Origin of the sequence: Marinobacter sp. 1-3A (genome assembly GCF_016597775.1) — a bacterium.
GTDB lineage: Bacteria > Pseudomonadota > Gammaproteobacteria > Pseudomonadales > Oleiphilaceae > Marinobacter > Marinobacter xiaoshiensis.
In genome coordinates, this window is sequence record NZ_VCGZ01000005.1 from 79,977 (window position 1) to 106,367 (window position 26,391).

Annotated in this window: 25 protein-coding genes; 7 read left to right on the forward strand and 18 right to left on the reverse strand. The window is 55.2% G+C overall.

The window, feature by feature from the left end:
- From bioC to bioB, 4 genes are all read right to left on the reverse strand, one after another.
- A complete protein-coding gene (bioC, locus tag FE848_RS09435) occupies nucleotides 1–837 on the reverse strand; it encodes a malonyl-ACP O-methyltransferase BioC (protein WP_200202552.1) in 837 nt (278 codons plus the stop codon).
- Nucleotides 834–1,589: an alpha/beta fold hydrolase gene (locus FE848_RS09440; protein WP_200202553.1), complete on the reverse strand. Its 756-nt coding sequence runs from the start codon at nucleotides 1,587–1,589 to the stop codon at nucleotides 834–836. Before FE848_RS09440 ends, bioC begins: the two co-directional genes overlap by 4 nt.
- Complete coding sequence (gene bioF, locus FE848_RS09445; RefSeq protein ID WP_200202554.1) at nucleotides 1,586–2,761, reverse strand: 8-amino-7-oxononanoate synthase; 1,176 nt, start codon at nucleotides 2,759–2,761, stop codon at nucleotides 1,586–1,588. The genes FE848_RS09440 and bioF overlap by 4 nt, the downstream gene beginning before the upstream one ends.
- 203 nt (nucleotides 2,762–2,964) lie before the next feature.
- On the reverse strand, nucleotides 2,965–4,023 hold the full coding sequence (gene bioB / locus FE848_RS09450; RefSeq protein WP_200202555.1) for a biotin synthase BioB: 1,059 nt from the start codon (nucleotides 4,021–4,023) through the stop codon (nucleotides 2,965–2,967).
- A gap of 224 nt (nucleotides 4,024–4,247) precedes the next feature.
- Here bioB and FE848_RS09455 point away from each other — a divergent pair, with 224 nt between their 5' ends.
- Nucleotides 4,248–4,808, forward strand: coding sequence for a ComF family protein (locus tag FE848_RS09455; protein ID WP_227715271.1), 561 nt, complete (start codon nucleotides 4,248–4,250; stop codon nucleotides 4,806–4,808).
- Between the two features lie 13 nt (nucleotides 4,809–4,821).
- Here FE848_RS09455 and FE848_RS09460 read toward each other — a convergent pair whose 3' ends face one another.
- Complete coding sequence (locus FE848_RS09460; RefSeq protein ID WP_310965668.1) at nucleotides 4,822–5,931, reverse strand: NAD(P)/FAD-dependent oxidoreductase; 1,110 nt, start codon at nucleotides 5,929–5,931, stop codon at nucleotides 4,822–4,824.
- A gap of 174 nt (nucleotides 5,932–6,105) precedes the next feature.
- Between FE848_RS09460 and FE848_RS09465 the strand changes: the two genes are divergently transcribed.
- From FE848_RS09465 to cmoB, 4 genes are read left to right on the forward strand one after another with little or no spacing between them, the layout of a single operon-like run.
- On the forward strand, nucleotides 6,106–7,107 hold the full coding sequence (locus FE848_RS09465; RefSeq protein ID WP_200202558.1) for a serine/threonine protein kinase: 1,002 nt from the start codon (nucleotides 6,106–6,108) through the stop codon (nucleotides 7,105–7,107).
- A gap of 30 nt (nucleotides 7,108–7,137) precedes the next feature.
- Complete coding sequence (locus tag FE848_RS09470) at nucleotides 7,138–7,473, forward strand: kinase (protein WP_200202559.1); 336 nt, start codon at nucleotides 7,138–7,140, stop codon at nucleotides 7,471–7,473.
- A complete protein-coding gene (gene cmoA, locus FE848_RS09475; RefSeq protein WP_200202560.1) occupies nucleotides 7,466–8,221 on the forward strand; it encodes a carboxy-S-adenosyl-L-methionine synthase CmoA in 756 nt (251 codons plus the stop codon). The genes FE848_RS09470 and cmoA overlap by 8 nt, the downstream gene beginning before the upstream one ends.
- A 24-nt stretch (nucleotides 8,222–8,245) precedes the next feature.
- Nucleotides 8,246–9,238 carry a tRNA 5-methoxyuridine(34)/uridine 5-oxyacetic acid(34) synthase CmoB gene (gene cmoB / locus FE848_RS09480; RefSeq protein ID WP_200202561.1) on the forward strand — a complete coding sequence of 331 codons (993 nt, stop codon included), beginning with the start codon at nucleotides 8,246–8,248 and terminating at the stop codon, nucleotides 9,236–9,238.
- 57 nt (nucleotides 9,239–9,295) lie between these two features.
- Here the strand turns inward: cmoB and FE848_RS09485 are convergent, their stop codons facing one another.
- From FE848_RS09485 to FE848_RS09535, 11 genes are all read right to left on the reverse strand, one after another.
- The gene (locus tag FE848_RS09485; RefSeq protein ID WP_200202562.1) at nucleotides 9,296–10,591 is read right to left on the reverse strand and encodes an adenylosuccinate synthase; all 1,296 of its coding nucleotides are present in this window, start codon (nucleotides 10,589–10,591) and stop codon (nucleotides 9,296–9,298) included.
- Nucleotides 10,592–10,678: 87 nt separating this feature from the next.
- Nucleotides 10,679–11,860: an ATP phosphoribosyltransferase regulatory subunit gene (locus tag FE848_RS09490; RefSeq protein WP_200202563.1), complete on the reverse strand. Its 1,182-nt coding sequence runs from the start codon at nucleotides 11,858–11,860 to the stop codon at nucleotides 10,679–10,681.
- A gap of 179 nt (nucleotides 11,861–12,039) precedes the next feature.
- Nucleotides 12,040–12,915, reverse strand: coding sequence for a protease modulator HflC (gene hflC / locus FE848_RS09495; RefSeq protein WP_200202564.1), 876 nt, complete (start codon nucleotides 12,913–12,915; stop codon nucleotides 12,040–12,042).
- Nucleotides 12,916–12,917: 2 nt separating this feature from the next.
- Nucleotides 12,918–14,102 (reverse strand): FtsH protease activity modulator HflK, encoded by a 1,185-nt coding sequence (gene hflK, locus FE848_RS09500; protein WP_200202565.1) that lies wholly within the window; start codon nucleotides 14,100–14,102, stop codon nucleotides 12,918–12,920.
- 81 nt (nucleotides 14,103–14,183) lie between these two features.
- Complete coding sequence (gene hflX, locus FE848_RS09505) at nucleotides 14,184–15,482, reverse strand: ribosome rescue GTPase HflX (protein WP_200202566.1); 1,299 nt, start codon at nucleotides 15,480–15,482, stop codon at nucleotides 14,184–14,186.
- A 116-nt stretch (nucleotides 15,483–15,598) separates the two neighbouring features.
- Nucleotides 15,599–15,850, reverse strand: coding sequence for an RNA chaperone Hfq (hfq, locus tag FE848_RS09510; RefSeq protein WP_200202567.1), 252 nt, complete (start codon nucleotides 15,848–15,850; stop codon nucleotides 15,599–15,601).
- Between the two features lie 36 nt (nucleotides 15,851–15,886).
- On the reverse strand, nucleotides 15,887–16,882 hold the full coding sequence (gene miaA, locus FE848_RS09515; protein WP_227714639.1) for a tRNA (adenosine(37)-N6)-dimethylallyltransferase MiaA: 996 nt from the start codon (nucleotides 16,880–16,882) through the stop codon (nucleotides 15,887–15,889).
- Nucleotides 16,883–16,943: 61 nt separating this feature from the next.
- On the reverse strand, nucleotides 16,944–18,854 hold the full coding sequence (gene mutL / locus FE848_RS09520) for a DNA mismatch repair endonuclease MutL (RefSeq protein WP_200202569.1): 1,911 nt from the start codon (nucleotides 18,852–18,854) through the stop codon (nucleotides 16,944–16,946).
- A 20-nt stretch (nucleotides 18,855–18,874) separates the two neighbouring features.
- A complete protein-coding gene (locus tag FE848_RS09525; RefSeq protein WP_200202778.1) occupies nucleotides 18,875–20,206 on the reverse strand; it encodes an N-acetylmuramoyl-L-alanine amidase in 1,332 nt (443 codons plus the stop codon).
- A gap of 68 nt (nucleotides 20,207–20,274) precedes the next feature.
- Nucleotides 20,275–20,772 carry a tRNA (adenosine(37)-N6)-threonylcarbamoyltransferase complex ATPase subunit type 1 TsaE gene (gene tsaE / locus FE848_RS09530; RefSeq protein ID WP_200202570.1) on the reverse strand — a complete coding sequence of 166 codons (498 nt, stop codon included), beginning with the start codon at nucleotides 20,770–20,772 and terminating at the stop codon, nucleotides 20,275–20,277.
- Nucleotides 20,769–22,322 (reverse strand): NAD(P)H-hydrate dehydratase, encoded by a 1,554-nt coding sequence (locus FE848_RS09535; protein ID WP_200202571.1) that lies wholly within the window; start codon nucleotides 22,320–22,322, stop codon nucleotides 20,769–20,771. Before FE848_RS09535 ends, tsaE begins: the two co-directional genes overlap by 4 nt.
- Nucleotides 22,323–22,469: 147 nt before the next feature.
- Here FE848_RS09535 and queG point away from each other — a divergent pair, with 147 nt between their 5' ends.
- Nucleotides 22,470–23,549, forward strand: a complete 1,080-nt coding sequence (queG, locus tag FE848_RS09540; RefSeq protein ID WP_200202779.1) for a tRNA epoxyqueuosine(34) reductase QueG — start codon at nucleotides 22,470–22,472, stop codon at nucleotides 23,547–23,549.
- On the opposite strand, the gene orn is transcribed toward queG, so the two are convergent.
- Nucleotides 23,544–24,086: an oligoribonuclease gene (orn, locus tag FE848_RS09545; protein WP_200202572.1), complete on the reverse strand. Its 543-nt coding sequence runs from the start codon at nucleotides 24,084–24,086 to the stop codon at nucleotides 23,544–23,546. The genes queG and orn overlap by 6 nt on opposite strands.
- Nucleotides 24,087–24,346: 260 nt before the next feature.
- Here orn and rsgA point away from each other — a divergent pair, with 260 nt between their 5' ends.
- The gene (rsgA, locus tag FE848_RS09550) at nucleotides 24,347–25,402 is read left to right on the forward strand and encodes a small ribosomal subunit biogenesis GTPase RsgA (RefSeq protein ID WP_200202573.1); all 1,056 of its coding nucleotides are present in this window, start codon (nucleotides 24,347–24,349) and stop codon (nucleotides 25,400–25,402) included.
- 19 nt (nucleotides 25,403–25,421) lie between these two features.
- Here the strand turns inward: rsgA and motB are convergent, their stop codons facing one another.
- On the reverse strand, nucleotides 25,422–26,381 hold the full coding sequence (gene motB / locus FE848_RS09555; RefSeq protein ID WP_200202574.1) for a flagellar motor protein MotB: 960 nt from the start codon (nucleotides 26,379–26,381) through the stop codon (nucleotides 25,422–25,424).
- Nucleotides 26,382–26,391: the final 10 nt, after the last annotated feature.

Consider the following 26,391-nt stretch of genomic DNA (forward strand, 5'->3'; position numbering starts at 1 on the left):
TTAATCAATCAGTGTTTTGCTATTGGAATCAGGGCATGACCAGTAAACCCAGGCTGCCTCATAGCTTGCCACAACTCCGCCCTCCGGGGCTGTGGGGTAATGCTGGCACATGGCACGAAAGCGGCCGGGTGCTGTTGCTGTTTGGCGTCTGCCGGCATGCTTGTAGCCCGCACCCAATTGCTTCAGCTCCGCTGCGAGCGTGAGGGGCGAAGCATAGGGTAGAAGCAAAGTCCGCGCTTCAACATGCGCCCCAGGCAACTCATCGAACACTGAGCGTTTGAACGCCGCAGCCGTTTCAAACCGGTTGATATGACTCTGACCGGGGTCCGCTTTCTGCCAGGCTTGATCCAATTCCTTCAAGGTTCCTTCCAGGAGGGTTGAGATCATCAATTTACCTCCAGGCCTGAGCACCCGCCGACACTCTTGAAGAACCTTGGCTGGTGTTGCACACCACTGGATCATGAGATTACTGAAGATCAGATCACAACTTTGGTCGGGCAACGGAATAGCCTCAGCATCTGCTACCAGCCATGTAACTTCAGCTGGGCTGTGTGCAATCGAGTGCTCGATCATGCCGGGCGAAAGATCCATACCTGTCACGCTCCCTGGGGGCGTGAGATTGGCCAACTTGAGGGTAAACCAGCCGGTGCCACAGCCAAGGTCCAGAACGCGAACGCAATTTGGATCAGCTTGGCCTTCCAGCCTCTCGAGCATCACGTTGCCCATAAGCCGTTGCAACCGGGACGCGCTCTCATAGGTGGCCCGGGCCTTACCGAACTCCCGAGCTATATCACCCTTACTTGCCGGGCACGAAGCATTCACCGCAAGAGAACTCATGACGCCATACCAGTGGAAGACCCAAGAAACTGCTCAATTACCGCTATACACTCGTCTGCAAACACACCGCCTGGCCAATGAGCCATACCGGGAATGCTGATCTCGATGGACGATGGCTGAGTTTCCAAAGCGCCAACCCAGGTCGCCACTACCTGATCACATGGCCCGGTTATATGAAGAACGGGAACATTTACACGGGACCACAACAGGCGTTGATCACTTCGCTCCAGCCACTTAAGACTCTTAATCAAATTAGAGGGTGATACCGGCGCACCCTGACCAAGCCAGGGTTTGAGGCGTTGACGCTCAGCAGGAGCGCCAGCTGAGCCACTTATCATAAGCATCAGAAAGTGCATCCAGTAGCGCTCAGGTTCGCGGCTCAACCCTCGACTGAACACTCCAAACTCTTCCTCAGACATGCCATTAAGCCAGCGCTCATCTGCGATGAACTTCGGAAAACCCGCCAGCGTAATCGCTGCAGACACCGCCCCAGCATTCCGGCTCGCGGCAGCCATAACAACCTGCGCACCGAGAGACCACCCCATCCAGACGGAGGGCTCGGGATAACGAGCCAGAAGCTCGTTGGCCACATCCGCCACCGAACCGCAGCGTGCTATGAGGTCGTTATTCAGAGACACCACCTCAACCGTGCCCGTGCCCGGCCAGGACCGGTATACAGCCTCCAACATCTCTGCACGCACACCCCAGCCTCCCACGACAACAAGGCGCCCGCCCTCTCGCGGAAAACTCATACCGCAACACCCTCGCCAACCAGCAAGTGCCGACAATCCGCCAGCCCCTGTATCAGGCTATCCAGATCCTCATGGGAATGAGCCGCGCTAAAAGTAACCCGCAACCGCGCCTCACCGGCTGGCACCGTTGGCGGACGAATGGCCGTCACCAGCAACCCCAGCTCTTCAAGGGCCTGACTCAGCGCCAGAGCAGCCCAGTTATCACCCACCATAATGGGCTGAATAGGCGTGCGTGAGGGCATAAGCGAGTAACCCAGAGCAATGGCGTCCTGCCGAAAGCGATCGATCAGACTCTGCAGATGGCTTCGCCGTTCACTGCCCCGCTCTATCAAATCAATACTGTTTAAAGTGGCAAAAGCTAATGCCGGAGGCATGGCCGTGGTGTAGATATAAGTACGAGCCTTCTGCACCAAATAATCCATCAACACCTCCGGCCCCGCCACAAACGCCCCACTGGTGCCCGCGGCCTTGCCCAAGGTACCTATAAGAACCGGCACATCCTCCTCAGACAAACCAAGCTCCGCCACACTCCCCTGCCCATGCGGCCCTAGCACCCCAAAACCGTGGGCGTCATCGACCACCAACAAAGCATCGTGCTCGCGACACACCGCCGCCAGTTCCCGCAGCGGCGCCACATCGCCATCCATACTGAACACACCGTCTGTAACCACCACCTTATGGCCGGAAGTCTCAGCCAGCATGGCGACAAGCGACCCTACATCCCCATGGCCATACCGACGCACCTTCGCCCGGCTCAGAATACAGCCATCAATAATGGAGGCATGATTCAGACGATCCGAAAAAACCGTATCCCCACGCCCCACCAGCGCAGAAATCACGCCCAGATTGGCCATATAACCGGTAGAGAAAAACAACGCAGAACTTCGGTCGGTAAACGCCGCAAGACGCTCTTCCAAAAAGTGATGCGCCTCATGGTGCCCGCAAACCAGATGAGAAGCCGCACCACCTAGCCCCATTTTAGGCAAGGCATCTCTGAGGGCTTCAATATTGGAAGGATGATTGGCGAGACCAAGGTAGTCGTTGCTACAAAACGAAAGTAACCGCTTACCATCGGCGGTCAAAACCGGCTGCTGAGGCCCGGAGATATGCCGGCGCGTTCTGTATAGCCCAGCCTGTTTTCGTTGTTCCAGTTCAGCTGTGAAGTCACGCACGAGTATGCATCCAGAAAAACGACAAGTGTTTATACTTGCTGGCATTGAAGTATTTTCGAGGGCATCTGAAAGCTACGGGCGACGTGCGGGCGGTTTGCTCCGGGATTGTAGAGGGCCAAGGACGGCCCGAAACAAGCGCACATGGATGTGCTCGTAGCGTATCCCGGAGCAAACCGCCCGCACGTCGCTGCCGCCCAATAATGCTAAGCGGACTCCAAAGAAGCGTCATAAAACAAATGCCGGCTGGCCTCATACTCCAGAGCCCCGACAATCGCCTCCTCATCCTGCGTCTCAGAAGCACACTGCTCCCGCTTCTCCGGCCGAATACCCAAGCGCCGGAACAACGCCATATCTGCATCCGCCTCCGGATTCGAAGTCGTCAACAACTTCTCGCCATAGAAAATCGAATTCGCCCCAGCCAGAAAACACAACGCCTGCATCTGCTCATTCATCGTCTCCCGGCCCGCAGACAAACGCACATGGGAGGCCGGCATCATGATACGAGCCACCGCAAGAACACGAATAAACTCAAACGGATCCAGATCCTCCACATTCTCCATGGGGGTTCCCTTCACCTTCACCAGCATATTCACTGGCACACTTTCAGGGTGCTGCGGAAGGTTCGCCAGTTGAACCAGCATGCCAACCCGATCATCCTCATCTTCACCCATACCCATAATGCCGCCACAGCATACTTTCATACCGGCGTTACGCACGTTTTCCAGCGTATCCAGGCGGTCCTGATAGGTGCGGGTAGTAATAATATGGCTGTAGTACTTCTCGGAGGTATCCAGATTATGGTTGTAATAATCCAGACCGGCTTCCGCCAGCTCTGCCGCCTGCTCAGGCTTCAACATGCCCAGCGTCATGCAGGTTTCCAGGCCCAGAGATTTCACCTCACGAACCATATCCAGAACATACGGCATATCCTTAACCGTCGGGCTACGCCATGCAGCGCCCATGCAAAAGCGTGATGCGCCTTTGTCTCGCGCGGCGCGGGCTTCTGCTACAACCTTTTCCAGCTCCAGCAGCTTTTCTTTTTCCAGCCCAGTATTGTAATGACCGCTCTGAGGGCAGTATTTACAGTCTTCAGGGCAAGCGCCTGTCTTGATAGACAAAAGGGTGCTTACCTGCACTTCATTGGGATCAAAATTCTGTCGATGCACCGTCTGGGCGCGGAACAACAAATCGTTAAATGGAAGCTCGAAAAGTGAGCGTGCTTCCTGAAGCGTCCAATCGTGGCGTAATGCGGTGGCAGTCATGCAGAAGTCCTGTTAACCTTTTTCGGTCTCTGGGTTTACGGATGAATCAGATGATAAAGGGACTGAGCTGGCTGTCAACCTTAAACTTGGCGAAGGTTAACAGCGACAAAACCAAAGGCCGCTGTGTTGGTTGCCTTTCTTCTAATGCCTACAATGGTTTATGCGTTTTTTGCCAAGCCGATCTTCCGGTTAACCAGTGGCATTGTCGTTACTGCGCCCTACCAATGTCGCACGCGGGGAACGAACTGGTTTGCAGCGACTGCCTGATATCACCACCTGCCTTTGCTCACTCATACATACCCTGGCGCTACCAGTATCCGGTTGATGGCATGATCAGCCGATACAAATACAACCGGCAGCATAAATTTGCCCGACCTCTGATTGCGGGCTTTACGAGCTATGTTGAGTCTGTATTTCGGGATCAGAACCATATAAAGCCGCACTTGCTAATCCCCTCACCTATGCTTCCTTCGCGCCGCCGTGAGCGCGGATTCAATCAGGCCCGGGATATAGCTGAACAACTGGGGGCCGCCCTCGATATACCGGTTAGTGCAGGGATCGTCCGCCGGGTTCGAAAAGTGCAGGCTCAGCGTGGACTGAGCAGAGAGGCCAGGCTGAAAAACCTGCATAGCGTATTTGAAGTCTGTGCGAAGGTACCAGAACGGATCGCCATCGTGGATGACGTGGTCACTACAGGAGCAACTGCAAGGGTGCTCGCGTCTGCGCTACGGGATGCGGGCGCAACAGAGATTCAGGTTTGGGCCCTGGCCAGAACGCCGGGATAGAACCTCCTGGCTGTTACGCCAATTTGTCCTTCACCAGACCTGCAATGGCCAAACAGGATGTCAGCCCCGGCGACTCAATACCAAACAGGTTTACCAGCCCCGGGATGCCGTGCTCCTGGGGGCCATCAATCCTGAAATCAAAAAAACCGCCCTCTGCGTTTTTCAACTTGGGTCGTATGCCCGCATACGCAGGCTGAAGTCGCTCAGGCTCGATACCAGGCCACCACTGCCGTATGCCCGCCACAAAGGAATGCACCCGCTCAGGATCAACACCGTAATCCTCCCTTTCTATCCATTCTACATCCGGTCCAAAGCGTGCCTGGCCGGCAAGATCGAGGGTGAGATGAACACCCAGCCCACCCGGCTCGGGAACCGGATAAATCAGGTTGCTGAAAGGATGACGACCGCCGTAACTGAAATAGACTCCCCGGGCGAACCATTGCACCGGTTTCCGGGAATCGGGAAGCCCCTTCCAACTCCCGGTGAGCGGCACCGCACCCAAGCCTGCAGCATTAACAAGGGTTCGCGCCTTCACCCTTAATGGCTCAGCCCCCCCGACCCATAAAACATGCGCACCTCCCTCTGACTCTATGCGCTCAACCGGGGAACGCAGCACCAGCGAACCACCCGCATCCTCCAATTCGCCCAAGAGCGCTAGCATCAGGCCATGAGTATCCACTATGCCGGTTTCCGGCGACCATAGCCCGGCACTGCTGCGAACATATGGCAACTGTCGGGCAAGGGTTGGACCATCCCACAACTCCAAAGGAGCACCGTTGGCGATGCCTTGGGTCTGAATACCTTCAAGACCTTTATTTTGTGCCTCGCTGGTAGAAATAATCCACTTTCCGCACTTTCGATACCCGACTTTATGACTCTCGCAGTATTCGTAGAGTTGCTTTCGTCCTTCAACACACAGCCGAGCTTTAAGGGAGCTTTCCGGATAGTAGATTCCCGCATGAATCACCTCGCTATTACGGGAAGATATGCCCTCGCCGAAATGATCCCCTGCCTCCAGCACAATCACCTCGCACCCGGCTTGCGCCAGCGCCCTGGCCACGGCGAGGCCAACCACTCCAGCCCCGATTACCAGGGTATCCACTTCCAGAACACCGTTTTCCACCGACCGCCCCCGCTGCCTGTAAACTAACCTTTCCCGAAAATGGGAACCAAGACCGTTTACGTTAACCCAATCCCCGGCATGCCGGAACCCATAGGAACATCCCGCACTCGCATTACGGGAGCGCGTCCAAGCAGGTATACTTGGGCCCAACATTTACCAGCCTGGCCTCGCCTTATGATGAACGTTTCAGCCCATCCATACGAAGCCCTGACCCCGGATGCGATTCTGGATGCAATGGAAGATGCCGGTTTTGCGGTAAGTGGTCGACTGTTTGCCCTGAACAGCTATGAAAACCGGGTGTACCAGGTGGGGTTGGACGAAGGCGCCCCGGTAATCGCCAAGTTCTATCGCCCCGGACGCTGGACAGAAGAGCAAGTGCGGGAAGAACATGAGTACACCCGTGAGCTGCTGGCCGCCGATATTCCCGTTGTGGCGCCACTGGTGATGCCTTCCGGTGACACTCTCGGCAAACATGGTGACTTCATGTTCGCCGCATTTAACCAGCGGGGAGGGCAAGCACCAGACACCAGCGTTACTGACACTCTCTACAGGTTGGGCCAGTGGCTGGGACAGATCCACAACATTGGTGCCCTCAAGCCCTTTCGTCATCGTGTAGCCTTATCGCCCATGGAAGGCATTGAGACAAGCAACCAACTTTTGCTGGAAGGAGACTGGATCCCGAAAGACCTCAGGCCCGCATGGGACAGCCTGATTCCAGACCTGTTGACATACTGCCGCGCCCGTATTGAAGATGCCGGTGAGGTTGAAAGTGTTCGCCTGCACGGCGATTGCCACGCCGGAAACATATTGTGCAGGGACGAGCAGATGCTGTTTGTGGATCTGGACGACTGTCGCTCCGGGCCCGCCATGCAGGATATGTGGCTGCTCCTGAACGGCGACGATCACGAGCGCGGTGCCCAGTTGGGCGAATTACTGGAAGGCTATGAAACCTTCCGCGATTTCAATCGGCGGGAACGACACCTTGTTGAGCCTTTGCGGTGCTATCGCCAGATCAGCCACTGCGCCTGGCTTGCGAAACGCTGGGATGACCCTGCATTTCCACGCTTTTTCCCCTGGTTTGGCCAACCCAGGTTCTGGTCAGATCAGATCTTGTCCTTGAGAGAACAGTTGGGAGCACTGCAGGCGCCCTCCATTACACTCCCCGGTCAATATTGACCGCTCACTCACATTAAAAATGAGGTAGGCATGAGCCAGAACGAGGCCAACTACAGTATCCGCAGTCTTTTCGTGACCGCCCTGATCGCCATTGTCGGCACCGTATTGGTACTGGAACTGACCGGAAAAATTACCCATTCCGACAACAAGGATCATGTGCCGCTGGGGGAATTCCAGGCGATTCATATCAAACCAGGCGAAACTTTCCGCATGTCTCCGAAATCCTCGGAACTCCACGCAGTTTGCGAGAATGGCTACATGGCTATCGCGGCCGACACTGATCCTGCTTTCCGGGGCATCCTTGTGGATTACAAGAAACGCGGCGTGCGCTGCTCCCGCCCAGCCCTGGAGGCGGGCAATGAGTAAGTCTGACCGACCAACAGAAACCCTCACGGACCGCCTGTTCGCAACAGAACGGCAGCCGGAGGATTTTCGTTTCGATGCGGCGGTAGCCCGTGTTTTCCCGGATATGATTCGGCGCTCTGTACCTGGCTACACCACCATTATCCCCATGATCGAAGTCATTACCGAGCAGTACGCCCAAGCAGGCTCCAACTGTTATGACCTGGGCTGCTCCCTTGGCGCCTCAACACTGGCCATGCGCCACGGCATCCCTTTTGGCGACTGCACTCTGGTGGGTATTGATAATTCCGCGGCCATGATCGAGCGCTGCGAGCACTACATCGCGCTCGACGATCACTCACTGCCTGTTAGCCTGCGCTGCGAAAACATTCAGGACACCGAGCTGTCAGATGCCTCTGTCACAACGCTGAACTTCACGCTGCAATTCGTCCCCCCCGAAGAGCGCAGCGCCCTGCTAAGCCGCATCGCAAAGGCCACGAGGCCCGGCGGCGTACTGATTCTCTCGGAAAAAATCCGCTTTGAATCAGAAGACGAACAAGACACGCAAACCCGCCTGCACCACGAGTTCAAGCGCGCCAACGGCTACTCCGACCTGGAAATCAGTCAAAAGCGCAGCGCTATTGAACAGGTTTTGATCCCGGAAACACTGAGCGCCCACACGCAGCGCCTGAAGGAGTCCGGTTTTGATCGCGTGCTGGTCTGGTACCAGTGCTTTAACTTCGTATCCATGCTGGCCATCAAGGCCGACTGAACAAACTCGCAGGGCAGACAGATCATGGCGCATTTTGACTGGCGCAGCTATTTCGGGCCGCTACTTTCAGAGCTCGAAAACACAGGTGAAGGCAACTGGGCAGAGATCATCAAATCTCAGCTGGCACAACGTTTTGACGATTCCCCCCACGGTGATCTGGGACGCTGGCAGTCAGCGATGAACAGCCTTCCTGATGTTCCCGGCACAACCTCGGAGCTCAACGCTTCTGCGATAAAGATCGCGTCCCCGGCGAGCCTGGATTCAGGCCAGCAGCAGGCACTGGAAAACGGGCTGCGGGGCCTTATGCCCTGGCGCAAAGGGCCGTTCGACTTCTTCGGCACTCATATCGACACCGAATGGCGCTCTGACTGGAAGTGGGACAGGGTTTCACCCTATATTTCAGACCTTTCCGGGCGGCGCATTCTCGATGTTGGCTGCGGCTCAGGCTATCACTGCTGGCGCATGCTGGGTGAAGGTGCAAAGCGGGTAATCGGTATCGATCCCGGCCTTCTGTTCATGTTCCAGTTCCTCAGCGTGAAGCGCTATGTGGGCGAAGCGCCTATAGATCTGCTTCCCATACGCATGGAAGATCTACCAGAAGGGCTTGAAAGCTTCGACACCACCTTCTCCATGGGTGTTCTCTACCACCGTCGATCGCCTCTCGACCATCTTCTGGAGCTCAAAGGCACGCTGCGCCAGGGTGGTGAACTGGTACTGGAAACCCTGGTTGTGGATGGGCCAGAAGGCTATAGCCTGATGCCGGAAGACCGCTATGGGCAGATGCGCAACGTGTGGTTTTTGCCCAGCTGCGACACCCTGCTCAGGTGGCTGGACCGGGCCGGCTTTCGCAACGCCCGGGTTGTGGACGTATCTGAAACCACCACGGATGAACAAAGAAGCACAGACTGGATGCGTTTCAATTCCCTTCAGGATTTTCTCGATCCGGAAGACCCCACGAAAACCATTGAAGGCTACCCCGGCCCCAAGCGAGCCACCATTGTTGCCGAGAAACCCTGATAATAAAAAACCGCCGTACCAATCAAGGCAGGGCGGTTTTTCTCAGTCTCTTACCACTTACTCATCAAACGGATGACGCAGGGTAATGGTTTCAATCCGATCGGGGCCGGTAGAAATGATATCGATCGGCGCATCAATCTGCTCCTCCAGGAACTTGATGTACGCTCTGGCGTTTTCCGGCAACTGCTCCAGCTTGGTTAGCCCGAAGGTGCTTTCGCTCCAACCTGGCAACTCAACGTAGACTGGCTCAATATCCTTGTAACTGTCACACCCGATAGGTGGGCGACTCATTTCACCTTCTGGTGTTTTATAGCCTACACAGACTTTAACGGTTTCCAGACCATCCAGAACGTCCAGCTTGGTCAGGCAGATACCCGACACGCTATTGATCTCGATTGCGTGATGCACAGCGACTGCATCAAACCATCCGCAACGGCGGGAGCGGCCGGTTGTGGTGCCGACCTCATTGCCTTTAACCGCCAGGTGCTGACCCGTTTCGTCAAACAGTTCCGTGGGGAAGGGACCTGCACCAACACGCGTGGTGTAGGCCTTGGTAATACCCAGAACATAGTCCAGATACAGCGGGCCAAAACCGGAACCCGTTGCCGTGCCACCTGCGGTGGTATTGGAGGATGTCACAAATGGATAGGTGCCCAGATCTATGTCCAGCAAGGAGCCCTGGGCGCCTTCGAACATGATGTCCTGACCACGCTTGCGATAGCCGTGAAGCAAGTCTGTTACGTCAGCGGCCATAGGCAGGATTTCCTTGCCCATTTCCAGCAACTCTTTCAGAGCCGCATCTATATCCTCGGCTTCTTCCTTGAAATACTCTGTCAGCACAAAGTTGTGATAGGTCATGAGTTCCCGCAGCTTCTCTTCGAAGTCTTCCGGGTTGTGCAGATCACCCAGGCGAACACCACGACGAGAAACCTTGTCTTCGTACGCAGGCCCGATACCCCGGCCAGTGGTGCCAATCTTGTCATTACCTTTGGCACGCTCACGGGCTTGATCAATGCGCACGTGGGTGCGCAGAATAATCGGGCAAGCAAGGCTGATACGAAGGCGGTCACGAACATCTACGCCAGATGCTTCCAGCCCCCGAACTTCTTTCAGCAAGGCTTCCGGCGATACCACAACACCATTACCAATCAGGCACTGAACGTTCTGCCGGAGAATGCCGGAGGGAATCAGGTGTAAAGCCGTTTTCTTGCCGTCGATAACCAGGGTGTGGCCGGCGTTGTGGCCTCCCTGAAAACGAACCACCGCTGCAACTTTTTCAGTCAACAAATCGACGATCTTACCCTTGCCTTCATCACCCCACTGGGTGCCCAGCACAACAACGTTTTTACCCATGATTCTCTCTCAATGCGCACACGATAAGGCGTGCGTCTTGCAAATTTGGCAAATGTACCTTCATGTGTTCGTAGCAGCCTGCCGGGATCAACCCAGCCCCTGTACGACCCAACGATCACCCTGTTTTACCAGCTTCCGGTCACATCCCCGGGTAGAGGGATCTGCCTTTGTGTCTTCCGGCAGTGCCCGGATGACGGTATCTGTTTTGCGCAGTTCCGATATCGCCTGCTCCAACTCTGAGTCTTCTTCTGCAGGCGCCCATACGGCTTTCCGGTGATTGATCGGGCGCGTACCCAATGACACCAGAGCCCTTATATCAAGGCTGAAGCCAGTGGCGGGACGAGCGCGCCCAAAATCACTGCCAATGGCATCGTATCGGCCACCCTTGCCAATAGAGTCACCGTGACCCGGCACGTAGGCTGCGAACACCAAACCCGTGTGATAGTTATAGCCACGCAACTCACAGAAATCGAACCCGAAGCTGACTTCCGGAAAGTCTCTCTGGAGCATCTCAGCTACGCGCCCCAATTGTTCCAGCGCAGCGTTCAGGTTATCAGAAGCACCGCTGAGGATTCTGTGTGCTTCCGTTAATGCTTCTGCACCACCACTGACACGAGCAAGCTCCCGAAGGCGGGCGCCGGCAGAGCCCTCCGGGCAGTCACCCAGAAGTCGGTCTAACTCCGGTACCGACTTACGGCCCATGGCGTCGAAAACCGCTGCACTTGTGGTGCGATCGAACTCGGCTTCACCTATCAGGCTTTCGTAGATCGCAACATGAGCCAAATCCAGGTGAACTCGGGACAATCCGGCAACCCGAAGCGCTTCGAGCATCAGGCTGATGACTTCCAGATCCGCAGATTCAGAGGCGCTACCGAATAACTCGCAGCCAGCTTGAATAGGCGTGCGGCTGGCGAGCATATGTTTGGGACGGGTATGCAGCACATGCCCGGCATAACACAGGCGTGTGATCCCTTCCTGCCCCAGAGTATGGGCGTCGATGCGCGCCGCCTGGGGAGTCATATCGGCCCGAACCCCCATCATGCGTCCTGTCAGCTGATCAGTCAGCTTGAAGGTTTGCAGCTCCAGATCGTGTCCGGTTCCGGTAAGCAGGGATTCGACGTATTCAATAAGCGGTGGGATTACCAGTTGGTAGCCCCAACGCTGGCAGGTATCCATTACATCCCGGCGCAGGGATTCTATCTGTCCGGCCAGTGGCGGCAAGATATCCTCCACTCCGTCCGGCAGTAACCAGCGATCAGATACTGTCATGAGATTCCGTTGTCCATCCCGCACACCCCTGTATTTAATACAGAATAAGCGCGCAGGTTTTTAAGGTGACATTCAGGCCAGAAAAACCCGAACCAAAACCTGAGGGATTTTACACTGTTGGCAGACACAAAAAAACCGGAATACCTGGGCATTCCGGTTTTTCGGTCTGAAGGCGGGGCTTAGCTTCCGCCCTTTGAGTCCTTCAGGAATCTCATGAAGTCGCTTTTCGCATCAATAACCATCAGGTCGTCTTTACCGGAGAAGGTATTCCGGTAGGCCTGAAGACTACGATAGAAGCTGTAGAACTCAGGGTTAGAGCCGTATGCATCTGCGTAGATTCGTGCAGCCTCACCATCTCCTTCACCTCGGGTTTCTTCAGCAGATGCAAATGCCTCTGCCAGAGTAACTGTTTTCTGACGGTCTGCGTCTGCGCGAATACCTTCAGCCAACTCACGTCCCCGTGAACGGAATTCCTGGGCCAGCTTCTCACGCTCTGTCGCCATCCGGCGATAAACGTTTTCACTGACCTGCCCCGGGAACTCGATCGCCTTGACACGAATGTCTTTCACATCAATGCCGAATTCCTTAACGGATGTTTCGTTAACCCGGTCACGCAGGTTATGCATTAGCTGGTCACGCTGACCTGAAACCACCTCATGCATGGTGCGAACACCAAACTCATCTCGCAGGCCATTATCCACCCGGGACAACAACAGCGATTGAGCACGGAACTCATCCCCACCGGTGGCCCGGTAGAACTGATCCACGTCGCGGATTTTCCAGGCGATGTAGGAGGTAACATCCAGCGGCTTCTTTTCAACCGTCAGATACTGCCGTGATGGCAGATCCATGGTCAGCACGCGGATATCAAACTCCCGGACCTGATCGATAACCGGCACCTTGAAGTGAATGCCAGCTTTGATGTCGGTCTCAACCAACTCACCAAACCTCAGCATAACCCCACGGTGAGTTTCCGGAATGATAAAAACACTCGACAGTACCAGCAGGACAACGATAAGAGCGCCTGCAAGACCCACTACACTTTTAGGTCCCATGATTATCTGCTCCTCCGCGTATTAGTGTCTTGCCTGGTTCGCAGTTCTTGAATCACTTGGTCAGTGACTGCCTGAATATCTGCCTGCCCGCCGTTTCCAGAGGTTTGGCTGCCACTTCTTGAAGACGCGCCCTGGGTAAGGCGGTCCAGCGGTAAATACATCATATTGCCGCTACTTTCGGTGTCCACAAGGATCTTGCTGCTATTGGACAACACCGTTTCCAGGGTTTGCAGATACATACGCTCACGAGTAACTTCTGGAGCCATCTGGTACACAGCCAACAACTCGAGGAAACGTGCAGTCTCACCACGAGCGCGCTCAATAACTTCCTGCTTGTAAGCACTCGCCTCTTCAATCATACGCTGAGCCTGACCGCGGGCTTCAGGAACAACCTTGTTGCGGTATGTTTCTGCTTCTTCCTTAACACGCTGTTCATCTTCACGGGCGCGCTGAACTTCACGGAAGGCGTCCTGCACTGCTGCAGGCGGCTGTGTACTTTCAACGTTAACCCGAACTATCTCAAGACCGGTGCCATATTCCTGCAAAAAGCCCTGCAGCCGCTGCTCAACACGTACGGCCAATTCGGCACGACCTTCTGTCAGCACGTCATCCAAAGAGGAACTGCCCACCTCGTGGCGAAGCGCACTGTCTGTCGCAAATGCCAAAGCCTGGTTGGAATCACGGACGTTCAATACATAATCGCGGGCGTCGCCGACACGATACTGCACCTGCAAATCAACAGTAACCAGGTTTTCATCCTGAGTCAGCATCTGGCCACTGGACTGGGCGGTTCTAACGCTTGTAACCAGAACCTTGGTTACATCATCAATCAACGGCACCTTGAACCTCAGACCAGGGTTTTCGGTTTTGGAGAATTCTCCAAACCTCAACACCACCGCGCGCTCCTGTTCGTTTACCGTATAGAACGACTGAAACACGACATAACCCACAACAAGAATGGCTGCCAGCGCAAGAACGGCTCCAAAGCCGCCCCCGTTGCCTGAACCACCGCTGCCGCTGTCGCCACCAGACTTTTTGCCCTTGCCGCCCAGCATTTTATTCAGCTTGTCGAGACCCTTCTTCAGCGCCTCATCGAGGTCTGGTGGCCCCTGATCATTGCCGCGACGACCACCAGTTCCCCAGGGGTCTTTATCGTTGCGGTTTCCACCCGGTTCATTCCAGGCCATAGTGCTCTCCAAGTTCCTAAGATATCGAATGGCTGCAAATACTAGGGATTTATCTTCGTCCCGGCAATAGCTGCAATGGTTTCAGGCGCGCCCTTCATCCAGGCGCACCGTTTCTTCACTCATTCCTGCGCGGCTCAGCAGCTGCTTCCAATCCCGGTGTTGCAGCCGGATTTCAAGTACTGTCTCCCCGGTTTCGCGGTGATCTTCACTCAGCACCGATCCAGCTTCGTGCAAGAGTGCCCTGAGCTTGCCATCGGCAGGCCCGAGCAAAACAAAATGGTGAACAACATCTTCAGCCAGGCGCTCTACAATGGCATCATACAGACCATCCAGGCCCTCACCCGTAACCGCTGATACCCATGCACGCACGGGCACACCGTCCTCATTGCGCTCAACCCTCGGCACAAAATCGTCCAGCAAGTCGATTTTATTGAATACCTGCAGAACAGGTATCTCATCGGCACCAATTTCCGCCAGCACCGTTTCTACCTGCTCAATATTTTCATCGCGGCGACTGTCGTGGCTATCAACAATATGCAGCAAAATAGTGGCTTCGGTGGTTTCTTCCAGAGTCGCACGGAATGCTTCAACCAGCTTATGGGGCAAATGCCGGATAAAGCCTACAGTATCCGCCATTACGACCGGCCCGATATCAGGAAGTTCCAATCGCCGTATAGTGGGATCGAGGGTTGCGAACAACTTATCCGCAGCGTAAACGGTCGATGTGGTAATCCGGTTAAAAAGGGTAGATTTGCCGGCGTTGGTGTAGCCGACCAACGACACCGTTGGAATATCAGCACGCTTGCGAGCGCGCCGACCCTGGTTACGCTGTTTGCGAACCTTTTCGAGTCGTTTGTGGATGGACTTCATTCGTTCACGCAATAGTCTGCGGTCGGTTTCGAGCTGGGTTTCCCCCGGACCCCGAAGACCAATTCCGCCACCCTGGCGCTCAAGGTGCGTCCAGCCTCGGATCAGTCGCGTTGACATGTGGTCGAGCTGGGCCAACTCTACCTGCAGCTTACCCTCGTGGGTACGGGCGCGCTGGGCAAAAATATCAAGAATGACACCTGTGCGATCCAGCACCCGGCATTTGAGTTCTCGCTCAACATTTCGCTCCTGGCTGGGGCTGAGCGCGTGGTTGAACAGCACAACGTCGGCCTCATGCAGAGTTACTGCATCCCGAATTTCTTCAAGCTTGCCTTCTCCCACAAAAAACCTGGGGCTTGGCTGCTTACGGGTGCCGGTTACAATTCCAACCGCTTCAACTCCGGCAGAACTCACAAGCTCCCGGAATTCTTCGGGGTCTTCACTACCGTCATGAGAAGAAAATTCGATGTGGACGAGTATCGCTCGCTCACCTACATCCGGGCGATCAAACAATGGGCATCAACTCCGCTAGTATCGGTTTATCAGAATTATAAAAACAAACACCCGCGGCCCTCGGAACCCATAGGCTCGTCAGGAACGCGGGTGGCAACACCGGAAACCCGGACAAATCAGTCTTCAGCTTCATCCTCTCCCGCTGGGTTTTGCTGGGGAAGGCGAACGTTCCGGGCAGGTACAACGGTAGAAATCGCGTGCTTGTAGACCATCTGGCTGACAGTATTTTTCAGCAAAATCACAAATTGGTCAAAAGACTCTACCTGCCCTTGCAGTTTGATACCGTTAACCAAAAAGATGGAAACCGGAATGCGTTCCTTGCGTAAGGCATTGAGGTAAGGGTCTTGTAACGAGTGCCCTTTTGACATGTGTGTTCTCCTGTTTTTAGTAAATGCAGATCGTCATTATTGAGTGTTAAATGTGGTGTGGTCTCGCACCGTTTTCAAGGCTGCTTCAACGATAAATCCGTCTTCGCTGTCCAGCCAATTCAAATCAGACCACTTTCGAAGCCATGTAAGCTGCCGTTTGGCCAACTGCCGGGTGGCCGCAACGCCTTTGCTTACAAATGCGTCATAATCATCGCTACCGCTCAGATAATTCAGTGCCTGGCGGTATCCGACACAGCGCATGGAAGGAAGTTCCGGGTGCAAATCACCTCTGGCCATCAAGGCCCGAACTTCATCCAGAAACCCCAACTCAAGCATCTTGAGGAAGCGCTTCTGTATCCTGTCGTGAAGCACACCCCTCTCAGGGGGCGCCATGGCAAGCTGCGTAACAGTATACGGAAGCGATGAAGTTTCGTCTGCCTGCCATTGAGTATAGTAGGTGTAATCCTCAATGCCTTCCCGACTTGCATCCTGTTGTGACTGCTGGCGGGTGTCGGCCTCCCAAAAAGCTGAAATTGGCTTGCCAGTCAGGCGTATAACTTCCAGGGCGCGCAAAAGGCGCTGCCGGTTATTCGGATGAATCAGTTTGGCGGCTACCGGATCGCGGGCTTCCAGCTCTTCATGCAGCGCAGACCATCCAAGCCGCTCTGCCTCAGCCTCAAGGGCTTTGCGAAGTTGCGGACTGGCAGAAGGCAGCCCTGACATACCATGCAATAACGCCTTGAAATACATCATGGTACCGCCTACCAGCAGGGGTATACGACCCGCGCGGGAAATTCGATCCATTTCAACCAGCGCATCCCTGCGAAAATCAGCAGCAGAGTAGGTGTCGGCCGGATCACAGATATCTATCAACCGATGAGGGGCACGGGCCAACTCCTCCGCTGAGGGCTTGGCTGTACCTATATCCATCCCCCTGTAGATCATAGCGGAGTCAACACTGATAATGTCGCAAGGCAACTGATCACAAAGCGCCATAGCCAAGTCGGTCTTACCCGAGGCTGTCGGGCCCATCAGAAAAATAGCGGGCGGCTTTGAAACCTCAGGCGTATTGGATGAGTCCAGTAAAGACAATCTAGCACCCTCGCAGAAACAGCTTGTCCAACTCCCCAAGCGTAACCAGCGTCCAGGTGGGTCGCCCGTGGTTACACTGACCACTGCGCTCTGTCGCTTCCATATCCCGTAGCAGAGAGTTCATTTCCGGAACCGTCAGCTGCCGATTGGCTCGCACCGAACCGTGACAGGCCATGGTGCCAAGCAACTCATGAGTAACTGCCTCAACACGGTCACTCTGACCGTGCTCGATCAGATCAGACAGCACATCTCTCACAAGTTGTTCTGTATCAGCGCCTCGCAGAAGCGCCGGCACCTGCCTGATGGCCAGTGTTTCTGGCCCGATACGCTCAATCTGCAAGCCCAACTGCTGCAAATTATCGCCGTGGGTTTCGGCCAGGGCGGCTTCTTTCTGGCTCACCGCAATAGATAAGGGCACCAGTAATGGCTGGCTCTTCAGATCCTGCTCAGCCAGCGCTCGCTTCATTCGTTCGTAGGTAATGCGCTCATGGGCTGCATGCATATCCACAACAATCATTCCGGCACTGCTCTGAGCCAGAATATAAATACCGTGCAACTGGGCAATAGCATATCCCAGGGGCGGCTCTTCGTTACTGTCCAGACTGCCGGGCTGATCCAAGGGGGCAACTGCCGTGCCACCAAACGACACTGACTCTTGCGGGCCACTGACACCGCCGCCACCAAGAGACTTATAGAAGGCCATCTGGTCACTGGCTCGCCATTCCTGTTGAGGCGCTGACTGGCCTCCAAACCCGGACGCTGGCGCATGCTCGCCTACTGACGGAACCGCAGGCTGTCCATTCCAGGGTTGTTGCGATCCATACCCTGAGCCAGCACTGGCTGCCTCACCTTGCCCAGCCGTTTCACGACCAAATGACTGCGCCACTGCGCCCCGAAAATGGTCATCGGGCCGCACGTCAGCCAAGGCTTTGTGCAGTGTACGAAAGATAAAATCGTGCACCAGGCGACCATCTCGGAAGCGCACTTCATGCTTGGTCGGGTGCACGTTTACATCAACAGTAGCGGGGTCGACTTCAAGATAAAGAACAAACGCAGGATGGCGGTTGTTGTAAAGCACATCCCGGTATGCCTGACGCACCGCATGGGCAACTAGGCGATCACGAATTACACGGCCATTTACAAAGAAATACTGCAAATCAGCCTGACTGCGGGAAAACGTAGGTAAAGCGACCCAACCCCAAAGGCGTAAACCAGTGGCTTCGGCATCAATTACTACCGCACTATCGATAAACTTCTGCCCACAAAGGGCCGCAATGCGACGCTCTTTGTCGAGCACAGAATCCGCTGGGCGAAGGTTGTGAACAACCCGCTGGTTATGGCGCAGGGTAAAACCCGCATCAAACCGGCTAAGGGCCTGGCGGCGCACACACTCTTCCACGTGATTGAATTCTGTTTTTTCTGTACGCAGGAATTTTCGCCGGGCCGGCGTATTGAAAAACAGATCCCGTACTTCAACCGTGGTACCAACAGGATGGGCCGCTGGTGAAATCCGGGCGTCCATATCTCGCCCTTCAACTTCCACCCTGGACGCAGCTTCACGCTCTTGTGTACGCGAAGTCAGTGCAAGTCGTGAAACGGAACTGATACTGGCCAAAGCCTCTCCTCGAAACCCGAGAGATGCGACAGATTCCAGATCATCAAGGCTGGCTATTTTACTGGTGGCATGGCGGCTCAATGCCAAAGGAAGGTCGCTTTCAGCAATGCCACATCCGTCATCACGGACCCGGATCAGTTTTACACCACCCTGCTCAACCTCAACCTCAACGCGGTCTGCACCAGCGTCGAGTGCGTTTTCAACCAGTTCTTTGACAACAGATGCAGGGCGCTCAACCACCTCGCCGGCAGCAATCTGGTTTGCCAGCCGCGGCGAGAGTAATCGGATGGAGGGCATGTTTCGGGACAACCTCTTGTTCAGGATGAAGGGATACGAATGGTTTGGCCCACCATAACACGGTCATCCCTCAGGCCGTTAAACTGCATCAACTCACTAACCGTTGTCTGGTTGTCACGTGCCACCCCCGACAAGGTGTCGCCACTTCGAACCCGGTATTGGCTTATGCGCCCACTGCCCTGGCCATTCTGCTTCTGCCAGGCCAGCAAGGTGCCTGGCGGAGGCGTTTTCTGGAAATACTGATTAATGCCTTTAACTATGGCCCCAGCGAGCTTCTTGCGGTACCAGTCTGTAGACAGGTTTTTCTCTTCCTGGGGGTTGGAGATGAAGCCCGCCTCTACAAGAATGGAAGGAATGTCCGGGGATTTGAGAACCGCAAACGCCGCCTGCTCCACACCGGGCTTATGCAGGTGCGTTACACCATTGAGCTCGCCCAGTATGGAGCTTCCCACACCCAGGCTCGCATTGATGCTGGCGGTCATGGAAAGATCTAGCAGAACACCCGCCAGCATGTCATCCCGGCCGTCGAGCGACACACCACCGGTACCTCCAATCAAATCAGAACGATTTTCACTCTGAGCCAACCAGCGTGCTGTCTCACTGGTGGCACCGCGCTGAGACAAGGCAAACACAGAAGCACCTTTGGGCTGCGGCGTGCGGAAGGCATCAGCATGTACGGATACAAATAGATCAGCACTATACTTGCGAGCCAGAATAGTGCGATTCCTCAAGCCGATATAATAATCACCAGTACGGGTCAGCTTGGCGCTGTAGCCTGGCTGTTTATCGATCATATCCTTGAGAATAAGGGCCATTTTCAGCACCACATCTTTTTCCCTGGTACCTCTGGGGCCAATAGCACCCGGGTCTTCCCCGCCGTGGCCTGCATCAATAACCACAATCACATCGCGCTTGCCCGCTGAGTCGTGAGTGACCGTTGGCTGGGTCGCTTTATCCAGGCGACTGCCACTCTCGTCGATCAAATCCAGCACCAGACGATGGCCATACTGCTGGTTGGGCTCAAGCTGGAAGCTTCTGGGTTTGATGTCGTTAGCCAAATCAAGAACCACTCTCAGGTCGGTACCGTTGCGTGGTGCACTTCGAATGCGGCGGATTGGGCTACCGGCCAGGTCGAGCTTGTCAAAATCTGTTTTCAGCCGGGTGTTTTTGAGATCAATAACCAGCCGCGAAGGGTTGCTCAGCGCAAACATGTTGTGTTCAACCTTGCCTTCGGTATCCAGCACCAAACGCGTGTGATCCGGAGCTGGCCAGATACGAATACCTTCTACCTGGGCACCGGCCTGTACATGCAGGGATGCCACCAGCAGGCAAATGGACGCCAGGGCCACCATTGCGTTTATCGTAAGCGTATGTCTTTTCATGCAGCGAGCCTGTTTATTCTGCTGTCCAGTTTCGGCCGTTAATGGTCCGGCCCAATCAGTTCCAGTTCATTCAATAGTGACGCACCCAGCTCGGAGCGTGCCCGAATCACTGCCGACCGCCCTTCGCCCTGGTACTCAAGTTGGATTTCGAGATCGGGCTCTGGAAGCATGCCTTCGCCACGCTCAGGCCATTCAATAAGGCAAACACTCTGACCTGTAAAATAATCCCGGATGCCCATGTATTCCAGCTCTTCCGGATCGCCCAACCGGTAAAAATCGAAATGATAAGCAGGAGGGGTCAAATCTTCGTATGGCTCAACCAACGTATAGGTGGGGCTTTTCACCGCACCCTCGTGCCCAAGCGCCTGAATAACTCCGCGACTGAGCGTGGTTTTACCCATGCCCAGATCACCCTCCAGGAATATAATCACCCCCTGGCCCGACTCTTTCGCCAAGCGGGCGAGTTCGCGACCCAAGCCCTCGGTTTCGGCCTCACCGTCCAGAAAAAAACGGCGCTCGTTCCCAAAAACAGTCATTCATCCCCCTTGTCGCAGCCAGCGCCCGGCTCTGCTTCCCGGAAAACCTGCGGCAAGACATCGATTACGTCCGTGGGTATCAATCCCATATACCCCTTTTTCACTGATGCTCTGGTTGCGGCCTCAAGGTGGACGACAGCACCCATTGCGGCAGCTTGCGCCGGCAACTCAGGCGTTTGGGCATACAGCGCACCAATAACTCCCGATAGCACATCGCCCATGCCTCCCGTGGCCATGCCAGGGTTGCTCCCAATGGCCACATCTGCCGCCCCCTCGCCAGAGGCGATAACCGTACCCGCACCCTTGAGCAAAACCACTCCGCCATAAATGGACTGCAGCCTGTGGGTCGCAGCCAGGCGATCCGCTTCTATCTCCGGCACCAGACAATTCAGCAGCCTGGCGGCCTCACCCGGGTGCGGCGTCAGAATCTGATTATTAGCCGGCACAGCCACTCGCTTTGAGAGCAGGTTTAGTGCATCTGCATCCAGAACTCGTGGCTTTCCGCTTTCTACAACCTGCTGCAGCATCTGTTGGCCCCAGGCGCTTTGTCCCATTCCCGGCCCACAAACCACAACGGTTGCTGCTGCCAGCAACGAAGGCAACTCCGAGCCATGTATCACGCCGTGGACCATAACCGACGGGCAGCGCGCCAGCGCTGCAGTTACATGCTCAGGACGCGTCGCCAATGAAACCAACCCTGCTCCGGAGCGAGCAGCAGCTTCGGCTGCCAATATACCTGCACCGCCAAAGCCTCGATCGCCTGCCACTATCAGAACATGCCCAAACTGCCCTTTGTGGGCATTCGCCCGGCGCCCGGGCAACCAATTCTGCACAGAGCCCCAGTTCTGAAGCCTCGCCACCGGTGTTTCTCCGGCGTTCGTGTCTGTACCCAATGGCTCAAACACCACACCACCACAAACTGAAGGGCCCTGCCCAGTGTATAGCCCCAACTTGCGGGCGATAAACGTAACAGTCATCGCAGCTTGAACCACTTCGCCTTTGGCGGCGCCGGTTGTGGCATTCAGGCCAGAAGGTACATCCACTGCCAAAACCGGGAGCCCGGACGCGTTGGTGCGAGCAATAATGCCGGAAATGGGCTCTCTGGGGGCGCCGGAAGCACCAGTACCTAACATGGCATCAACAACAAGCCCGGAGCGCTCAAACAGAGCTCCCAGCTCGGCGTCGCCAATATCTGCCAACTCCCGAACTTCCACGCCATCCGCTACCGCTTTTTGCCAGGCCTTGCGAGCATCCCCACTCAGTTTCCCGGTAGGAGCAACCGCAACACAATGCACAGCCATACCGTCCCGCAGGGCGTTTGCCGCTATCAGGTAGCCATCACCGCCGTTATTTCCTGCACCGCACAAAACCAGTAAGGGCTCCACCCCGGGCCAGCGCAAAGCCAGCCTGTGGAAGGCTGCATGGGCGGCCGACTGCATCAAGTCAAACCCATCAACACCCAACTGTTCAATAACATACTGATCAATACGGCGCACAGAATCGGCGGAAAACAGCGCATCTGATAAACTGCCTCCAGCGTGCTGTGGCATGAGCCTTTGCTCCCGTTACAGAAACCGGTTTAAGAAAATTGGCCAGCTATCTGTAAAGCATAGCAAAACCGCGGAAAAGGTCATAACTTAATCAAATTAAATATCTGTACCCCCGGCTTCGGCATGGCGGACACATCAGTGGTACTTATGAGCACAACAGGCAAGGACATTTCCCCAGTGCCGGAACTGGCTGATTTACCACCACTTATCCGGCAATGGGCAAAAGAACTCGGGTTCTCCGATGCTGGCATTACAACAGCAGATACCGGTGAGCATGCCCAACGCCTGCAGGATTGGCTCGAAAAAGGCTATCAGGGAGAGATGGAATACATGGGCCACCACGGGGACAAGCGCTATACCCCGAAGTCATTGGTGCCAGGAACTACCCGCGTTATCTCTGTACGCATGGATTACATGCCCATGCCAGACAGCCCGAAAGAAGCACTTACTAACCGGGAAGGGGCCTATATAACTCGCTATGCGCTTGGCCGTGACTACCACAAGCTGATCCGGAAGCGGCTGGCAACTCTGGCGAAGAAGATTGACGATGCGGTAAGCGGCTATGACCACAGAGCCTTTGTAGATAGCGCTCCCGTACTGGAGCGAGCACTCGCGCAAAGAGCGGGGCTTGGCTGGATCGGTAAGAACAACATGCTAATTCATCCGAAGGCGGGCTCTTTCTTTTTTCTGGGAGAAATATTCACCAGTGCGCCACTGCCGGTAGACCCAGCCTTTGAAACCGATCACTGTGGCAGCTGCTCTGCCTGCCTCGAAATGTGCCCTACCGATGCGTTCGTGGGCGCTCGTGTACTGGATGCCCGGCGCTGCATTAGCTATCTCACCATTGAGCTCAAGGGCAGTATTCCGGAAGAATTGCGCGCGCCCATGGGCAATCGGGTGTTTGGTTGTGATGACTGCCAGTTGGTGTGTCCTTGGCAGAAGTTCAAGAAGCCGACCCAGGAAGATGATTTTCAGCCCAGGCATGGTTTGAATAACAGTTCGTTAGCGGAGCTGTTTTTGTGGACTGAAGAGGAGTTTTTGAAGCGTACCGAGGGGTCGGCTATTCGCCGCACGGGATATGAGGGCTGGCTGCGCAATCTGGCAGTTGGGCTGGGTAATGCGCCTTCGACGATTCCGGTGATTGAGGCGCTTAAACAGCGCGCAGACCACTCTTCCGAGATGGTCCGCGAGCATGTTCGGTGGGCGTTGGCCCGGCACGGTTTATAGCTTGAAGAAGTGCTCGCGGTAGTGGCGCAGCTCTTCGATGGAGTCGCGGATGTCGTCGAGTGCCAGGTGGCTGCCTTTCTTTTTCACACCTTCGAGTACGTCTGGGCGCCAGCGGCGGGCCAGCTCTTTTACGGTGGAGACGTCGAGGTTGCGGTAATGGAAGAAGTCTTCCAGCTCTGGCATGTATTTCACGAGGAAGCGGCGGTCCTGGCCTATGCTGTTGCCGCACAGGGGGGACTGGCCTTTTTCCATGTATTCTTTCAGGAAGGCGATGGTTTGTTGCTCGGCTTCGGCTTCTGAGATTTTGCTTTCCTGAACGCGCTTGGTGAGGCCGCTTTCGCCGTGGGTGCGGGTGCACCATTCGTCCATGGCATCGAGCAGGCTGTCGGGCTGGTGTATTGCGATGACTGGGCCTTCAGCCACCAGGTTCAGTTCGGAATCGGTGATGATGGTGGCCATTTCGATGATGCGTTCTTTTTCCGGATCAAGGCCGGTCATTTCCAGATCGATCCAAACCAGGTGGTTGCCTGCTGACATTCTTTTTTCCTCATTATTCATCAAACATCGGTGGTAGGTGGAGCTGCCTTCTACCTACCGGGAACCGCTACGAGCACATCCATGTGCGCTTGTCGTCGGCCATCCATGGCCGCCGGCATTCCCGGTAGGTAGAAGGCAGCCCCACCCCATAATCTGGCGTTATATCGCAAGTGAAACAGCCATATTAAAGCCGCACAAAATTTATTCCCGTATGATGGCACAGCAACGTCACTACTTACATCCGTGTTAACAGAGACCTTATGGCAAAACGGCAACTGAACAAGCAACAGCAATTCCGGATCAAGAAGATTCAGGAGGAGCGTGCAGCCCGCGCAGCTCGTAAAGAAAAATCCGTGCAGGCGCAAGCCGATGCAGGTGAGCTGGGGCCTGAGCAGGAAGGGCTGATTATTGCTCACTATGGGCAACAGCTGGATGTTGAGGCGTTGGAAGGTGAGCGCAAAGGTGATGTTGTGCGCTGCTTCGTTCGGGCGAATATCGATAGCCTGGTGACGGGTGATCGGGTGGTTTGGCGGCCAGGCAAGAATGAAACCGGGGTGATTGTTGCCCGCTGCGAGCGTGATAATTTGCTGCAGCGGCCGGATAACTTTGGTGCGGTGAAGCCGGTCGCGGCGAATATTGATCATATTATTCTGGTGATTGCACCAGAGCCGGAGCCCCACGACAATTTGATTGACCGGTATCTGGTTGCCTCTGAGATTACGGATATTCCAGCGGTGATTCTGCTGAACAAGACGGATTTGATCACCGATCAAAACCGGGAGCAGATTGATGCTCTGCTGGCGCGTTATGCGGCTTTGGGTTATGAAATTGTGCGCACGTCTGCCATGCAGTTCGATGGCGCGCCTTCGCCGGAGGTTGAAGCGCTGGTTAAGGGTAAAACCAGTGCATTCGTGGGTCAGTCAGGTGTTGGTAAGTCGTCGATTATTCAAACACTGATGCCCGACGAGGCGATTCGTGTGGGAGCGGTTTCTGAGAGCACCGGCAAGGGCGTTCACACCACCACTACAGCGAAGCTGTTCCATCTGCCAATGGGTGGTGATCTGATCGATTCTCCGGGTATTCGGGAGTTCGGCCTCTGGCACATGACGCCGCAGGAAATTGAATACGGGTTTCGGGAGATTCGTGAGGTGATCGGTTACTGCAAGTTCCGCAATTGCAGGCACATGGGTGATCCGGGGTGTGCCATCGATGGGGCTGCAGAATCCGGAAAACTCAGCCCTGAACGCCGCCGTAGCTTTCATCGTATTCTGCAGGATATGGCTGAGCAGCAATCGCGGGGATTAAAAGTCGACTGACTCTCTGATACAGGGCGATCTACCAGTTTAGTTCGCCCGGAGCAGGCTCTTCTCTTTCCTTCTGCCAGTCGCCACTTTCCAATTTTTCCATGGCTTTTTTCTGCTCGTCTTCCGAAGGAACCGTGAGGTCAATCAGAGGTGCCCCTTTGGCGCTGGCACTGCTGTGAATGCTACTCACGGTTTTCTTGTTAAGTACGATGATGGAAATCCGGCGATTTACCGGCGCGGTGGGCTCGTCTTGGTCAAACAGTACGGAATCACTCAGCCCCACTACCCGGGCAATCTGTTGGGCTCGAACGCCACCGGCAACCAAGGCCCGGCGAGCTGTGTTAGCTCGGTCCGCCGAGAGTTCCCAGTTGGTGTAGCCAGGGCGCCCACCGAAGGGGGTGGCATCGGTATGGCCAGTGATACTGAGCTTGTTGTCTACGGCTCCGAGGGTTTTGGCCAACTCGAACAGAATTTCCTGTGAGTAGTACTTCAGTTCGGCCCTGCCGATGTCGAACATGGGGCGTCCAGAGCGATCCACAATCTGGATCCGCAGCCCTTCATCCGTGATATCAATCAGCAGCTGGTCCTTGAACTCCCTCAGGGTTTCGTTCTCTTCAATTCGCTGTTTCAACTCCTGAAACAACTCCTCCATGCGACGCTGCTCAAGGGTTTCTGACAAGGTATCAACCACCTCATCTGCAATCTCCATGGCGTCTGGCGCAATATCCTGACTGGTTTCATTGACAACAGACGCACTGCCTCCGAGGTCTACAGGGTTGGGCGTACCACCTTCCGTAAAACCGACGGGGTCGCGAAAATAGCCTTCCACTGCTTTTATCTGCTCTGGCGATGCAGTTGCGGTGAGCCAGAGCACAAGAAAGAAAGCCATCATCGCCGTTGCGAAGTCGGCAAATGCCACTTTCCAGGAGCCACCATGGTGGCCCGCGGCGATGACTTTTTTGCGTTTGATGATTATCGGCTGCTGTTCCACAAATATACTC

Bases quoted from the DNA above. Each gene is read 5' to 3' on its own strand.
- bioB (WP_200202555.1), bottom strand. From the start codon at position 4,023: ATGACTGCCACCGCATTACGCCACGATTGGACGCTTCAGGAAGCACGC.
- cmoB (WP_200202561.1), top strand. From the start codon at position 8,246: ATGGCGCATTTTGACTGGCGCAGCTATTTCGGGCCGCTACTTTCAGAG.
- bioC (WP_200202552.1), bottom strand. From the start codon at position 837: ATGAGTTCTCTTGCGGTGAATGCTTCGTGCCCGGCAAGTAAGGGTGAT.
- tsaE (WP_200202570.1), bottom strand. From the start codon at position 20,772: ATGACTGTTTTTGGGAACGAGCGCCGTTTTTTTCTGGACGGTGAGGCC.
- FE848_RS09490 (WP_200202563.1), bottom strand. From the start codon at position 11,860: ATGACAGTATCTGATCGCTGGTTACTGCCGGACGGAGTGGAGGATATC.
- miaA (WP_227714639.1), bottom strand. From the start codon at position 16,882: ATGGGCCCGACAGCCTCGGGTAAGACCGACTTGGCTATGGCGCTTTGT.
- FE848_RS09470 (WP_200202559.1), top strand. From the start codon at position 7,138: ATGAGCCAGAACGAGGCCAACTACAGTATCCGCAGTCTTTTCGTGACC.
- hfq (WP_200202567.1), bottom strand. From the start codon at position 15,850: ATGTCAAAAGGGCACTCGTTACAAGACCCTTACCTCAATGCCTTACGC.
- FE848_RS09440 (WP_200202553.1), bottom strand. From the start codon at position 1,589: ATGAGTTTTCCGCGAGAGGGCGGGCGCCTTGTTGTCGTGGGAGGCTGG.
- FE848_RS09535 (WP_200202571.1), bottom strand. From the start codon at position 22,322: ATGCCACAGCACGCTGGAGGCAGTTTATCAGATGCGCTGTTTTCCGCC.
- FE848_RS09525 (WP_200202778.1), bottom strand. From the start codon at position 20,206: ATGGTGGCCCTGGCGTCCATTTGCCTGCTGGTGGCATCCCTGCATGTA.
- mutL (WP_200202569.1), bottom strand. From the start codon at position 18,854: ATGCCCTCCATCCGATTACTCTCGCCGCGGCTGGCAAACCAGATTGCT.
- FE848_RS09465 (WP_200202558.1), top strand. From the start codon at position 6,106: ATGATGAACGTTTCAGCCCATCCATACGAAGCCCTGACCCCGGATGCG.
- FE848_RS09485 (WP_200202562.1), bottom strand. From the start codon at position 10,591: ATGGGTAAAAACGTTGTTGTGCTGGGCACCCAGTGGGGTGATGAAGGC.
- FE848_RS09455 (WP_227715271.1), top strand. From the start codon at position 4,248: ATGTCGCACGCGGGGAACGAACTGGTTTGCAGCGACTGCCTGATATCA.
- hflC (WP_200202564.1), bottom strand. From the start codon at position 12,915: ATGGGACCTAAAAGTGTAGTGGGTCTTGCAGGCGCTCTTATCGTTGTC.
- orn (WP_200202572.1), bottom strand. From the start codon at position 24,086: ATGTCAGCAGGCAACCACCTGGTTTGGATCGATCTGGAAATGACCGGC.
- rsgA (WP_200202573.1), top strand. From the start codon at position 24,347: ATGGCAAAACGGCAACTGAACAAGCAACAGCAATTCCGGATCAAGAAG.
- cmoA (WP_200202560.1), top strand. From the start codon at position 7,466: ATGAGTAAGTCTGACCGACCAACAGAAACCCTCACGGACCGCCTGTTC.
- queG (WP_200202779.1), top strand. From the start codon at position 22,470: ATGAGCACAACAGGCAAGGACATTTCCCCAGTGCCGGAACTGGCTGAT.
- hflK (WP_200202565.1), bottom strand. From the start codon at position 14,102: ATGGCCTGGAATGAACCGGGTGGAAACCGCAACGATAAAGACCCCTGG.